Source organism: Limnohabitans curvus, from assembly GCF_003063475.1.
GTDB lineage: Bacteria > Pseudomonadota > Gammaproteobacteria > Burkholderiales > Burkholderiaceae_C > Limnohabitans > Limnohabitans curvus.
This window is the reverse complement of record NZ_NESP01000001.1, coordinates 1833293-1846171: the sequence shown is the minus strand read 5'-3', so window position 1 is coordinate 1846171 and position 12879 is coordinate 1833293. Positions and strand designations below refer to the sequence as shown.

12 protein-coding genes are annotated in these 12879 nt (G+C 55.1%); 4 read left to right on the top strand and 8 right to left on the bottom strand.

Annotated elements, in window-relative coordinates; translation table 11 throughout:
- Positions 1-62 precede the first annotated feature (62 nt).
- The 5 genes from B9Z44_RS09295 to dapF are packed head-to-tail and all read right to left on the bottom strand — an operon-like array spanning position 63 to position 4947.
- Positions 63-1172, bottom strand: coding sequence for a CobW family GTP-binding protein (locus B9Z44_RS09295; RefSeq protein ID WP_108402275.1), 1110 nt, complete (start codon positions 1170-1172; stop codon positions 63-65).
- Between the two features lie 31 nt (positions 1173-1203).
- A complete protein-coding gene (locus tag B9Z44_RS09290; RefSeq protein WP_108402274.1) occupies positions 1204-2427 on the bottom strand; it encodes a class I SAM-dependent rRNA methyltransferase in 1224 nt (407 codons plus the stop codon).
- Positions 2428-2441: 14 nt separating this feature from the next.
- Entirely contained in the window at positions 2442-3368 is a 927-nt protein-coding gene (locus tag B9Z44_RS09285; RefSeq protein WP_108402273.1) for a tyrosine recombinase XerC, read from the bottom strand.
- A 20-nt stretch (positions 3369-3388) separates the two neighbouring features.
- Entirely contained in the window at positions 3389-4093 is a 705-nt protein-coding gene (locus tag B9Z44_RS09280) for a DUF484 family protein (RefSeq protein WP_108402272.1), read from the bottom strand.
- The gene (dapF, locus tag B9Z44_RS09275) at positions 4090-4947 is read right to left on the bottom strand and encodes a diaminopimelate epimerase (protein WP_108402874.1); all 858 of its coding nucleotides are present in this window, start codon (positions 4945-4947) and stop codon (positions 4090-4092) included. Before dapF ends, B9Z44_RS09280 begins: the two co-directional genes overlap by 4 nt.
- Before the next feature lie 127 nt (positions 4948-5074).
- Here dapF and B9Z44_RS09270 point away from each other — a divergent pair, with 127 nt between their 5' ends.
- The gene (locus B9Z44_RS09270) at positions 5075-5632 is read left to right on the top strand and encodes a carboxymuconolactone decarboxylase family protein (RefSeq protein WP_108402873.1); all 558 of its coding nucleotides are present in this window, start codon (positions 5075-5077) and stop codon (positions 5630-5632) included.
- Positions 5633-5710: 78 nt separating this feature from the next.
- Here B9Z44_RS09270 and B9Z44_RS09265 read toward each other — a convergent pair whose 3' ends face one another.
- Positions 5711-6691 (bottom strand): tripartite tricarboxylate transporter substrate binding protein, encoded by a 981-nt coding sequence (locus B9Z44_RS09265; RefSeq protein WP_108402271.1) that lies wholly within the window; start codon positions 6689-6691, stop codon positions 5711-5713.
- A gap of 128 nt (positions 6692-6819) precedes the next feature.
- Between B9Z44_RS09265 and B9Z44_RS09260 the strand changes: the two genes are divergently transcribed.
- Positions 6820-8484 carry an MBL fold metallo-hydrolase gene (locus B9Z44_RS09260; RefSeq protein ID WP_108402270.1) on the top strand — a complete coding sequence of 555 codons (1665 nt, stop codon included), beginning with the start codon at positions 6820-6822 and terminating at the stop codon, positions 8482-8484.
- A gap of 8 nt (positions 8485-8492) precedes the next feature.
- Here the strand turns inward: B9Z44_RS09260 and B9Z44_RS09255 are convergent, their stop codons facing one another.
- Positions 8493-9791 (bottom strand): phage integrase SAM-like domain-containing protein, encoded by a 1299-nt coding sequence (locus B9Z44_RS09255; protein ID WP_108359781.1) that lies wholly within the window; start codon positions 9789-9791, stop codon positions 8493-8495.
- 125 nt (positions 9792-9916) lie between these two features.
- Here B9Z44_RS09255 and B9Z44_RS09250 point away from each other — a divergent pair, with 125 nt between their 5' ends.
- Together B9Z44_RS09250 and B9Z44_RS09245 are read left to right on the top strand one after the other, a co-directional pair.
- Positions 9917-11104 carry a porin gene (locus B9Z44_RS09250; RefSeq protein ID WP_108402269.1) on the top strand — a complete coding sequence of 396 codons (1188 nt, stop codon included), beginning with the start codon at positions 9917-9919 and terminating at the stop codon, positions 11102-11104.
- A gap of 108 nt (positions 11105-11212) precedes the next feature.
- The gene (locus B9Z44_RS09245) at positions 11213-11956 is read left to right on the top strand and encodes an OmpW/AlkL family protein (protein WP_146180608.1); all 744 of its coding nucleotides are present in this window, start codon (positions 11213-11215) and stop codon (positions 11954-11956) included.
- A gap of 434 nt (positions 11957-12390) precedes the next feature.
- Here the strand turns inward: B9Z44_RS09245 and B9Z44_RS09240 are convergent, their stop codons facing one another.
- Complete coding sequence (locus tag B9Z44_RS09240; RefSeq protein WP_146180607.1) at positions 12391-12846, bottom strand: hypothetical protein; 456 nt, start codon at positions 12844-12846, stop codon at positions 12391-12393.
- Positions 12847-12879: the final 33 nt, after the last annotated feature.

The following is a 12879-nucleotide window of genomic DNA, read 5'->3' as shown; positions in this document are numbered from 1 at the left end:
GCGCGGGATTGTAGCCACAAACCCCAAGGCTTTATCAAATTAGCAAAAACTAACAAAATTCATTAAACCAATGATTGGTCAAGGCCTTGAATCAAGATGTCTTTGGGCAGATCAATACCGATGAACACCATCTTGCTGACGCGCTCTTCGCCCTCGGCCCAATCAGGGCCCAAATCGCTGCCCATCAACTGGTGCACACCTTGGAAGATCACCTTTTTCTCAGTGCCTTTCATATTCAGCACGCCTTTGTAGCGCAGCATCTTGGGGCCGTAGATGTTGACGATGGCACCCAAGAAATCTTCCAACTTGGCGGGGTCGAACTGGCGCTTGGACTTGTAGACAAAGCTCTTCACGTCGTCATCATGGTGGTGATGGTGGCCTGGGCCGTGATCATGCTCATGCGCGTGTGAAGGATGGTCGCAGTGCTCACCGTGCGCATGGTCATGGTCGTGGTGGGCGTGCTCATGTTTGTGCGAGGGGTGGTCGCAATGCTCGCCGTCATGGTGGTGATGGTCCTCGTCCGATAAGAAGTCGGGATCGATGTCGAGCTTGGCGTTCAGGTTGAAACCGCGCAGATCAAACACCTCAGCCAAAGACACTTCACCAAAGTGCACCACCTTTTGTGGGGCACGTGGGTTCATGTGCTTCAGACGGTGTTGCAAGGCATCGAGCTCGGCGGGTGACACAAGGTCGGCCTTGCTGATGAAGATTTGATCGGCAAAGCCCACTTGGCGTCGCGCTTCTTGGCGGTCGTTCAGCTGCTGAGCGGCGTGCTTGGCGTCCACCAAGGTCAAGATGGAGTCGAGCAAGAAGCTTTCGGCAATCTCGTCATCCATGAAAAAGGTTTGTGCCACGGGGCCTGGGTCAGCCAAGCCGGTGGTTTCAATCACCACACGGTCAAAGTCGAGCAAACCTTTGCGCTTTTTGGCGGCCAACAGTTGCAACGTGGTGCGCAAGTCTTCGCGGATAGAGCAGCACACGCAGCCGTTGTTCATCTGAATGATTTGCTCGTTGGTGTCAGACACCAAGATCTCGTTGTCGATGTTTTCTTCGCCAAACTCGTTTTCGATGATGGCAATTTTCTGGCCATGGGCCTCGGTCAGCACGCGCTTGAGCAAGGTGGTTTTGCCCGAGCCTAAAAAGCCGGTCAGGATGGTGGCGGGGATCAACATAGAAGAGAAGCCTTATTTCTGAACGTTTCAATCAACTCGATATTGTGGCCGACTTGGTTTTTTCAACCAGCTCAGCGGCTTTAACAACCACCAAACCCTTGAGGTATTCGCCTTCGGGAAAGGTCAACGTCATCGGGTGGTCGGGCGCACCTTGCATGCGTTCGCTGATGTAGCCATCGCACGGCGCATCGATGCCTGCGGAGGCAATGATTTTGTGGAACAAATCCGCGCTGATGCCGCCCGAGCAGCTGTAGGTGAACAGCACGCCGCCCGGCTCCAACAACTTGAATGCCAAACGGTTGATGTCTTTGTAGGCGCGCGCCGCGCGGTCGGCATGCGCGGCAGACGGCGCAAACTTAGGCGGGTCGAGCACGATGGCGTCAAACGTGCGGCCTTCTTGAATGAATTGGCGCAACGACGCGTTCACATCCGCATCCATCATGGTGGTGCGTGCGGCGTCAAAGCCGTTCAGCGCCACGTTGGCTTTGGCCAGCTCAATCGCGGGGCCGGATGAATCAATCGACGTCACATGCGCCGCACCGCCCGCCAAAGCGGCCACGGTGAAGCCGCCTGTGTAGCAATAGCAATTGAGCACGCGCTGAAACTGCAAGCGACGGGCGTAGTCGGCAAACTTCTTGCGACTGTCGCGTTGGTCTAAATAAAAACCAGTCTTGTGGCCCTCGGCCACGTCGAGCGACAACTGCCAATCGTGCTCGCGCAGCACCACACCCGTAGCGCCCTCGCCGCGCAGCCAGCCTGTGACTTCGGGCAAGCCTTCGAGCTTGCGCACGTTGGAGTCTGAACGTTCGTAGAGTTTGGTGAGGCCGGTTTGCGCCAGCAACTCGTCGGCAATCACAGCCTTCCAGCGCTCGGTGCCGCACGACAAAAACGAGGCCACCAAGATGTCGTCATAGCGGTCCACGATCAGGCCAGGCAAACCATCGGACTCGCCGTGAATCAAACGCACGCCATTGCTTTGAATGTCAAAACGGCTACGCGCCGCGATAGCGCGAGCGATAGAGGCTTTGAAGAACGAAGCGTCAATGCGTTGGCCTTCGTCAAAACTCCAGATGCGGGCGCGAATTTTGGAGGCGGGGCTGAACGAAGCCCAGCCGAGAAACTTGCCATCGTTCGCTTCGACCCGCACGGTCTCGCCCGCGTCGCCACTGCCTTTGGCAATGGCGCTGTCAAAAATCCATGGGTGGCGGCGCAAGGCAGAACGCTCTTTGCCTTCTCTGAGTTTGATCGATTTCATACCGACCATTGTCGTTACTTCTTACGCGCCCTCGGATGCGCCGCGTCATACGCCTGCGCCAAATGCTGAAAGTCCAACCGCGTGTACACCTGCGTGGTGGTGATGTTGGCGTGACCCAGCAGCTCTTGAACCCCGCGCAAATCTTGGCTGGACTGCAACACATGACTGGCAAACGAGTGGCGCAGCATGTGCGGGTGTACAGGCGTGGACAAGCCAGCTTTCAAGCTCCGCTGACGCAAACGCTGCCACACAGCTTGGGCTGTCAGGCGCGTGCCGTTGCGGCCAATGAACATCGCGGTTTGTTCGGCAGTGGCGGGCGTGAGGCCTTGGTCTCGCACTGCCACCCAGGCGTGCATGGCTTCTAGCGCTTTGCCGCCCACGGGCACGCTGCGGCGTTTGCTGCCTTTGCCCAGCACGTGGGCTTCGCCACCGTCAAAGTCAATCCAACCTTTGGCTTGCGCACCCGCTTGCACGTCCAGGCCCACCAGCTCGCCCACACGCAGGCCACAGCCGTACAGCAGTTCCACCAGCGCAGCATCGCGGCACTCTAGCCACGGGTCAGCAGCATCGGGGGCAGCTTGGTATTCGGCCAGTTGCACGGCATCGTCCACGCTCAAGGCTTTGGGTAAGGGCTTGGGGGCTTTGGGTGCGCGCACGTCTTGCACGGGGTTGCTGGTGACCAAGCCTTGACGGCCCAACCACACATAAAACCCGCGCCAGCCGGAAAGGATGAGTGCAATGCCGCGCCCGCTGCGGCCGCCGCTGTGCATCTGTGCCACCCAGCGGCGAATGTGTGTGCTTTGCACCTCATCTAGCGCCACGTTGGCTTGGGCTGCGTAGTCGGTGAGTTTTTCTAAGTCGAGGCTGTAGAGCGTGACCGTGCGTTCGGCCAAGCGCTTTTCAAAGCGAACGTGGTCGAGGTAGCGGGCGACCAAGTCCATGTGCTTTGAATGTTTGTTTTTTAGCGCAGGTGAGAGAGTGCCGCGCTGGCCAAGTCACCCATGCGTTCGATGATGGTGGTTCCCATGCCTTCGTAGTAGCGCTGTGGATCGGGCGAGGCCAAGACCAACAAACCAATCACGGGTTGCTCGGCGGCGGTTTGTGGGGTGTCTTCGGGACGTGTGGCACGCAAGGCGATAAAGGCCACCGACTGTGCGGCAGCGGGGTCGGCCAGCCACTGCACAGCGTCGAAGTTGTTGTTAATGCCTACATACGGTGTGGTCAACGACGCGGCGAAGTCTTTGATGGGGTCGATCACGCTTTGCGCAAAAGGCTCAATTTTGAAGTCCTCGCGCACATCCCACACCTTGATGGCCACTTGCGGGACCATGAAGTCGTGTTGGATGTGGTCGGCGATGGTGTGTGGCAAATCACGCGCGTTGTTGGTCATCAACAAGGTTTTGACCCAACGCTGCATGCGCTCAATCAACACCTCGTTTTCTGTGCCGTGGCGCATCATGTCCATCATGCGCAGCTCCAATGCACGGATTTTCTCGCGCATCATTTCGGCTTGGCGCTCTTGCAAGCTGATCGAGCGGTGGTTGTGTGGGCTGGTTAATTTAACGGCTGACAACAGCTCGGCATGGCGTTCAAAAAAATCAGGCGTGTTCACCAAAAAATTGGCGATGTCGTCTTCGGTGATGGGGTTCATGGCTGAGTTCGTCATAAGGTATCCGGAATGGTAATTTCGCCGTTGAAAACGGTGGTGGCTGGGCCGATCATGCGCACAGGTGTGTCGCCGCCCTGCCATTCGATGGTGAGTGTGCCGCCGTGCGTTTGCACGGTCACGCATGGGTCGAGCAGACCCCAGCGAATGCCGGTGACCACAGCCGCACAAGCGCCTGTGCCACACGCCAGCGTTTCGCCAGCGCCGCGCTCGAACACGCGCAAGCGCAAGGCGTTGCGGCTGAGCACCTGCATAAAGCCTGCGTTCACACGCTTAGGAAAAGCGGCGTGGTTTTCAATCAAGGGGCCTTGCGCCAGCACGGGGGCGGTGTCCACATCGGCCACCACTTGCACGGCGTGCGGGTTACCCATGGAGACCACGCCCACCTTCACGGCGTCGCCGTTGCTCAGGACCAGTTGCCACGTGGTGTCGTTCACGGCAGTGGCGTATGCGGCAGCAAACGGCACTTGGGGCAAGTCAAACACGGGCGCGCCCATGTCCACCGTCACTTGGCCATCTGGCATTTCTTGCAGCGTGATGACACCGCCATGCACTTTGACGCGCACGGTGGTTTTGTCGGTCAGGCCTTGTTCGCGCACAAAGCGCACAAAGCAGCGCGAGCCGTTGCCGCACTGTTCCACCTCACCGCCATCGGCGTTGTGGATGACGTATTCAAAGTCCACGTCAGGCTGCGGCGCGGGGCGCACGGTCAAGATTTGATCTGCGCCCACGCCAAAGTGGCGGTCGGCCAGAAAACGGTAGTGGGCGGGCGTGAGGTTCAAGCGCTGGGTGGTCTCGTCCAAGACCACAAAGTCGTTGCCTGCGCCCTGCATTTTGGTAAAGCGGATTCGCATAGCCTGATTATCGGGCACGCCGAGCTTGCGCATGCAGGCGCTGCCAATGGATGTCGCTGAGTGGTCAGGCTTTTCACGCGCTTGCGTTTATGCTCGCAGCCTCTTTTCAAACAAACACCTGACTCACATGCGCATTCCTGCCTGGACCCCCGAACAAAAACACCAACCCCAAGACTTGGTGGACGCCATTCTTGCCCGTCGCGGCGGTGAACTGATGAACCTCGACCGTGCCCTGCTGTGGAGCGAGCCTGTGGCCCGCGGCTGGAACGTGTATTTGAAAAACGTGCGCACCGGCCTGTCGACCAGTCGCAAGCTGTGCGAACTGGGCATTTGCACCGTGGCTTTGTTGACCGGTGCCAAGTACGAGTACCACCACCATGCGCCCGACTTCCTCACCGCAGGCGGCACACAAGACCAGCTAGACGCTTTGAACCGCGTGGTGCAAGGCGATCCACGTCAACCCGTGACCGATGCCGCCTTGGGCGACATTGAGCGCTTGGTGGTTCAATACGCCGCACAAATGACGCGCGATGTCAAAGTCGAAGACGGCCTGTTTGCAGCCTTGCAAGCGCGTTTCACCACCACAGAGTTGGTCGAACTCACCACCGCCATTGCCACCTACAACATGGTGGCTCGCTTCTTGGTGGCTTTGCAAATCACGCCTGATGGCGAGGCACCGCGCTAAGCACGGCCGACGTTCAACTGCCACAACAAAAAAGCCACCCGTCGGGTGGCTTTTTTGTTGGCAAACACAATTGAGAAATTAATCTGCCTTGATGTTGTTGTCCTTCACGACCTTGGACCAGATGTTCATTTGCTTGTCAATGAACGTGCTGGCTTGCACCACACTACCGCCCATCACATCAATGCCTTGTGCATCCAATTTCTTGGCCACGTCTGGGTTCTTCAACACTTTGTTGAGTTCTTCGTTCATGCGCTTGACGATGTCAGGTGGCGTCTTTGCAGAGGCCAACACGGCCCACCATGCCGGCGCTTCAAACCCGGGATAACCGTTTTCGGCAATGGTTGGCACGTTGGGCAGGTCAGCCGCGCGTTTGCTACTGGTCACAGCCAATGGGCGCATGCGACCACTGTCAATGTGTGGCTTGGTCACAAACACCGAGCCAATCGACAAAGGCACATGGCCCGCCACAGCATCGCTCATCATGGGGCCGCCGCCTTTATAGGGCACATGCGTCCACTCGACATGGGCGTCCTTGCTCAATAAAGCCATGGCTAAATGACCCAAGCTGCCGTTGCCAATCGAGCCGAAGCTCACGTTCTTTTTGGCTTTCGCCGCGGCAATGACATCGGCGAAAGTTTTGTATTCGGAGTTCACGTGGGTCGCCAGCACCATGGGCGAAGTGCCCACCAACACCAAGGGAACCAAATCTTTCTTGCTGTCAAACGGCATGCTGGGGTTCAGGCTGGGGTTCACGCCGTGTGTGTCAAACACCACGGCAAAGGTGTAACCGTCGGCGGGCGCTTGCACCACGGCCGCTGTGCCAATGACGCCCGAGGCACCGCCACGGTTTTCCACAATCACGGTCTGGCCCAACTGCTGTTGCAACGGCTGCGCAATGATGCGAGCCACTTGGTCCACAGAGCCACCGGGTGGGAACACTGCCACCAACTTGATCGGTTGCTTGCTTGGCCATGCTTGCGCAACGGCCAGCTGCGGCACGCTGAGGGCGGCCAAAGTCAGGGCCAAGCCCAGCGCGGTTTTGAAAGTGCGTCGTTGCATCCAGAAGTCTCCTAAACAAGTTGTCTAAGTCAAATTGTTGATGCAAGCGAGCCTCAAATTCATGCGGCTTTTACGCAAGGGTAAACACTCATAAGCCCCCATTTCTTCGGCGTCTTCATAATGTGCCCATGGTCCGCTCTACCCAACTCCTTCACCCTCATCAAGAACCCGCGCGCATCTTGTCTGCTGCCACCGTGCTGTTGCTGCGCGATGGCCCACAAGGCTTAGAAGTGCTGATGACGCGCCGCTCCATGACCGCCAGCTTTGCACCCGGTGCCTATGTGTTCCCGGGCGGGGGCATTGACGCCGCAGATGCACTGGCCCACCCGCACGCCAAATGCCGCGCCACGCAAAGCGACTTACACCTGACCCAAGCCATCGCGGCCATCCGCGAAAGCTTTGAAGAACTGGGCATCTTGCTGGCCCGCCACGCCAACGGTCAAATGGCCAACGCCACAGACATTGCCGCGCTGGACCGTCATGCAGCCCAAGGCAAATTTGCACCCCAATGCGCCACACGCGGATTGACACTGGCCGCTGACGAGGTGTTTGTGTTGGCGCACTGGATCACCGACCGCGACCTGCCTCGCCGTTTTGACGTGCCCTTTCTCGTGGCGCGTATGCCCGATGCACAAACGCCCGTCGCTGACGAAAAAGAACAATTCGAACCCGTGTGGGTGCGCCCTGCCGATGCCTTGGCGCGCCACGCTGAAGGCAACTTTTTCATCATTTACCCCACCATCCGCACGCTGGAGCGTCTGCAAAGCTACGCCACGGTGGACAGCGTGTTGGCCGATTGCGCCAGCGAACAACCTTGGTTCACCAGCTGCCCACGCGCCGGCTGGTTGGGCGGCAAAGAAGCCCGCTACATGGAGCACGAAGCGCCCTTCGGCGAACTCGCCCTCACCTGCCCCGATGGGCAAATGCTGCACCACCTCGATTGGGTGACCGACCAACCCGTGCTGCTGCTGAAAAACGTGCAACGCCTCACCGCCCCCAACCCCGGCGTGATGACCGGCCCGGGCACCAACAGCTATTTGGTGGGTGACCCCGACACGGGCTACGCAGCCATCGACCCCGGCCCCGCTGACACCGAACACCTAGACCGTTTGTGGCGTGCTGCGGGCGGCAACATTCGCTACATCGTGTGCACCCACTCGCACCCTGACCACTCACCCGGTGCGGCCCCGCTTCAAGCCTTGTGTGAACAGCACGGCCACAAGCCACCCATCTTGGGACTCGCCTCACAGCCCACCGCACGCGCGCACAGTGCCTTCACCCCTGACCGCGAGCTAGATGATGGTGAGTGTTTGGTGTTGCAAGGCAAAGATGCCACGCACACATTGCGCGTCATCCACACCCCTGGCCACGCAGCCAACCACCTGTGCTTGGTGCTCGAAGAAGATGGCTTGTTGTTCAGCGGCGACCACGTGCTCAACGGCAGCACCACCGTCATCGACCCGCCCGACGGCAACATGCACGACTACTTGAACTCGCTCGACAAACTCTTGGCCGCATGTGAACAAGACCGCATCGACTTCATCCTGCCCGCCCACGGCTATGTGCTGGGCAACCTGTGGAATGAGCCGCATGATGCGCGTGCGTGCATCACGCACCTCAAAGCGCATCGCCTCAAACGCGAAGCCAAAATTTTGAAGGTGATGCAACAACACCCTGAAGGCAGCATGGACGATTGGGTCAGACAAGCCTACGACGATGTGCCACCACGCTTGTGGCCTGTGGCCATGCGTTCGTTGTTGGCGCATGTGGAGCGTATTCGGTCGTTAGGCTGAAATCAAGATCAGCGCTTGCCATGCAGCAAAGCGATGTTCATCTCTGCTGACAGCGTGCTGGCATAAAACTTCTCGATCATTTCGACGGATGTGCGCGCGTTTCTAGCCAAGGTCAGTAAATCAATGTTGCCGCCATAAATTAATCGAAACGTGATGGCCGTATGCCGCAAACTGTAAAGCGTTCGCTCCGTGCCATGCGGCCCTTGCTTGAGATCTAACTCTTTCAAAATCCAATTGAACAACCAGCCGATGATGTCAAGCATCAACCGTCGGTTTCGTTCTTCTGGAAAGAACACATAGTCATCGGGCAGGCCAAACCCCTGCTCTTTTTGTCGCTGCAAAACTCGTTCGTAAATACCCACCGCAGAAGGCAAGCTAACCATCGGCGCTTTGTGCCGCTTAACTTCAGGCAGTGTCAGTCGCAAATAATTGAAACTGCCTTTCACCACCTCAACATGTTTATTTTTAAGTTGTCGAATATCACCGGGTCTGACAAATGTATAGACCATGAAACGAATCAGGGCGTTCATGGACTCGGGCATTTGCTGGTATTTCTTTTTGATCCAAGGACGCTTGCCATCACCCCAATTCGTAAACGCTACACCTCGAAGCGTCTTCGCTCTCCTCAAAATAGCGCGGTATTCGGTCACCGTGAACGCGCCACGCGAATTGGGTGGTGATTTGATCTTTGGAAATAGCGGATGTTTATCGATCAACTCTTTACGCAGCAACAAGCGCAACAGCTTTCTCATCAACGCGATGTAGCCAACAATTGTTGGCGGCGCCAGCTTTTTCTCAGTTAAAAAACTAACGAATGCCTCCATCGTTTCGGTCTTGATTTGCCTCAAAGTGCAAGTCTTTAAGAAGTCAAACACCAACCCTTCCAAACGACCTTTGGTCATCAAAAATGACCCCAGCGTGATCTCATCTCGACACAAACGCTCTTGCTCAGTCGCCAACACCTCTTGAATCAAATCATGCAAAAGCCGCTGATTTTCTATGTAGGCTGACATCTCATCCAACACTGGCAGAACGCCTCGTTCATTCACAACACCACGCATTTTTAGATCCGCATAAAAATGCTGCGCTAACAACTCAGCCTCTCGCTTCTCTGTCGTTTTCAAACTTTTAGCAATGTACTTGCCGTGGTTGAAAAAACGCACCTGCCAATACTTACTTCCCGCGATTCGAAAAATCTTGAGTTTTTCGGGCAGCCCTTGCACTAGAGAAAAACTCTGCTTGATGGGCGAATTGCGTGCCTTCGGAATAAAAAAATAATCTTCGTTGGCTGGGGTTTGGGTGAGCATTTTTGATTTTTCAAAACAAGGGTGAAGGGTGTACGTAGTTCGTAACTCTGGAAAGTTATGAACACGCAAATCCTAGGAAAAATCATGAACCCTGACAGAGACTTAATTCATCAGATGGCTTAGCAGTGGCAATAACCCTCGTTGCTATCGCAGCACTCGCCGCTACTGGCGCTTTTGCTCAATCTTCAGTCGTGATCGACGGCTACTTTGACCGCGCTTACACAGTTGTGAACAACACTGACAATACTAAAGATGCCAAGTCTGTTGGTTCTAACGCTGGTACAACTACCATCGGTATTAAAGTCCGTGAAGACCTCGGTAACGGATTGTCTGTTGGTGGCTCTGTAAACACCGACTGGAACGACTTGGGTGGTGCATCTCAAACAGCTACATACGCAAACGCTCAACGTAGCGGTTTCGCTAACAGCCAAAGCTTCTTGGATGTGACCAGCGCCAAGTACGGCACTGTGCGTTTGGGTACACCAAACAGCTTCACATTGACCAACGCCACAGCCGTTGCTGCTCCTGCTTTCTCGACAGCTATTGGATCTTCATACAGCTCTAACTTCTCGATCGCAAACGGCGTTGGTACTAGCGCTACAGACCAAATTGGTGTTGCTTCTGCTTCTGAAGCCGCCGACGCTAAGGCCCACGCTGGTATTCGCTCCATCCGTATCAACAACACACTGCAGTACTCTTCACCTGTGTTCTCTGGCTTCAGCGGTCATTTGAGCTACACACCTAAGAACGATAACCAAACGACTTCTACCAAGTCAGGCAATACCGTTGGAGTTAAAGAATTCGCTTTGCGTTATACCCAAGGTCCTATCGACGCGATGTACAGCAGCATCAAGTACTCAACTGGTGAAAACAACGTTGTGACATACAACATGAGTACAACTAACCCAACTGCTGGAACTTCTACAACTATCGGCGCTAACTTGACTAGCACCCAAAATTTGTTGGGCGCTACTTACGCTGTGTTGCCAGCTTTGAAGTTGCACGCTGGTTTGGGTCAATTCAAATCTAGCAATGACTCTTTCAAGGGTAAAAGCTCACAAATTGGCGCTACGTACACTATGGGTCAATGGGACGTGTTGGGTCAAGTGGCCAAAGTTACCGACCAAGTCGCGACCAGCGCTTACGACCGTAGCTTGAAGGGTATGGGCGTGAACTACAACTTCAGCAAGACTGCTCGTGCATACTTCCGTGCTGACCGTATCAACTACGCAACTGGCGGTAACGCAGCTACTACTGGCTTCGCCGGTGATGCACAAACACGTTACGCTCTCGGCGTTAGCAAGTCCTTCTAATTCCCACGCTGGCTTTGCCAGTTGAGGATTTAAAAAGACCTAAAGCCCCATCCCTTGCAAAAGTGGTGGGGCTTTTTTGAATTTCAAAACAACATATTGGAGACGGACATGACTTCTATTTCAAAAATCGCTTTGGCTTGTGCTGCGTTGGTTGCGGCATCTGGCGCATTTGCCCAGAAGGCTGGGGATAACATTGTTAGCGTGGGTTTGGCTTCAATCAATCCCAATGTCTCACTCGACAAGATGACCTCGGTTGGCCCAGGAAGCACGGGTGCTTATTTCACGGGAAAGCTGGTAGATGCTAACGCTAGTGTCGGCAATCAAACCACTGTGTCAATGGGTTTGCTTCACATGTTTACAGATGAAATTGGTGGAGAGTTCACTATCGGCATTCCTGCCGAATTCACGCAAGACATGTACATGCCCAACGGTAGTGCACCACAATCGCATCCAGCGGCTGCCAAAATGAAAATCTGGACTCCTACGGCAGTCGCAAAATACTTCTTCGGCACAACAAATGACCAATGGCGACCATATGTCGGCTTTGGTGTATCACGTGTATCTTTTCACAATGTATCAACCAATAGCACCGACACAACCGTCGCTGCCCTTGCAAGCACTTCTGCTGGTTTCAGCTCATCTTGGGCACCAGTCTATAACGCAGGTGTGATTTACAACGTTGATGAGAAATGGAGCATCAACGGTTCAGTAAGTTACATACCAATTAAAACTACCGCTACATTTGTTGGCCCAGCAGCTCCAGGATCAGGACTTAACGGACCTGTAACAACAACTGGCGACGCTAAGCTCAATACAATGGATTATGTAATTCGACTGGGCTACCGCTTCTAAACCAGCGCAAGCTGCTTAAGTTCAAACCCGCTTCGGTAAAACGTGGCGGGTTTTTTAACGCTTGTACGAAAACGCCCGTCTTGCTGCTAGTCACTGCGTCAGCTGTAGCTGCATTGCTCAGTAGGTTTCTCAGCGTTGTCGCAGGTTTTCGCTAGCGTCTGGCGCTGGGCGTCGCTACAAAAGCTAGTTTGCAAACTAGTTTTTCGTTTGTAAACGAATTTTGAGCGTAGATTTAATCGACGCTTGGGGTGCTTGACCGTTACTGCGGTAACGCTTGTGCTTGGAAAATATCTCACAAGTGTGAGATTTCTGGCACCGCTGCGAAAACCTTAACTTAAGTATTTGGGCATAGTGCGCTGGGTGTTGGGGCGTGTATTTGTCCCAGCATCATGCAATCACGTTGACCACGCAGCTGTCAGCGTGGCAGCGCAGAATTATTGCTTGTTGACCAAGTCCCAGATGGGTGTATCGCGCTGGTGTTTTGGCAACATGGCACGCCCACGCTGGTCAACATTACCCAAAGCCCTAGCGTTTTCACCCTGATTTACTGGGGGCTGTTTAATGGCTGCACGGGTAGGTGCTGGCAATGGCTTGGCAGCTTTGATGGGGTTATAACTTTTTGGGATGCTGGGTTGTGGGGTTACTTGCGGCTTTGGCTGGGGTAACGGCTTGGGTGCAGCAACATGGGGAGTGCGTTTAACTTTACTAGCCAGTTGCTTTTTGCGTTTAGTTGCTTGAGGTTTGACAGTGCTGGTGCTGTCTTGCTGGCGCTGAATGACAGCAAGGCGTTGTTGTTGCTGGTACGTGGCTAACGCTTTGTACACGTTGGCGTAAATCAGCTGTTCCAACTGTTGCAGCTCATCTGCACTCAAAAATTCTTGTAATCGCACGGTTGTCCCCCTGTTGTTGTATTTAACAGTGGG

What these genes read in the sequence shown, in the direction of transcription:
- B9Z44_RS09295 (WP_108402275.1), bottom strand. Translation starts at nt 1,172, where the DNA reads ATGTTGATCCCCGCCACCATCCTGACCGGCTTTTTAGGCTCGGGCAAA.
- B9Z44_RS09290 (WP_108402274.1), bottom strand. Translation starts at nt 2,427, where the DNA reads ATGAAATCGATCAAACTCAGAGAAGGCAAAGAGCGTTCTGCCTTGCGC.
- B9Z44_RS09285 (WP_108402273.1), bottom strand. Translation starts at nt 3,368, where the DNA reads ATGGACTTGGTCGCCCGCTACCTCGACCACGTTCGCTTTGAAAAGCGC.
- B9Z44_RS09280 (WP_108402272.1), bottom strand. Translation starts at nt 4,093, where the DNA reads ATGACGAACTCAGCCATGAACCCCATCACCGAAGACGACATCGCCAAT.
- dapF (WP_108402874.1), bottom strand. Translation starts at nt 4,947, where the DNA reads ATGCGAATCCGCTTTACCAAAATGCAGGGCGCAGGCAACGACTTTGTG.
- B9Z44_RS09270 (WP_108402873.1), top strand. Translation starts at nt 5,075, where the DNA reads ATGCGCATTCCTGCCTGGACCCCCGAACAAAAACACCAACCCCAAGAC.
- B9Z44_RS09265 (WP_108402271.1), bottom strand. Translation starts at nt 6,691, where the DNA reads ATGCAACGACGCACTTTCAAAACCGCGCTGGGCTTGGCCCTGACTTTG.
- B9Z44_RS09260 (WP_108402270.1), top strand. Translation starts at nt 6,820, where the DNA reads ATGGTCCGCTCTACCCAACTCCTTCACCCTCATCAAGAACCCGCGCGC.
- B9Z44_RS09255 (WP_108359781.1), bottom strand. Translation starts at nt 9,791, where the DNA reads ATGCTCACCCAAACCCCAGCCAACGAAGATTATTTTTTTATTCCGAAG.
- B9Z44_RS09245 (WP_146180608.1), top strand. Translation starts at nt 11,213, where the DNA reads ATGACTTCTATTTCAAAAATCGCTTTGGCTTGTGCTGCGTTGGTTGCG.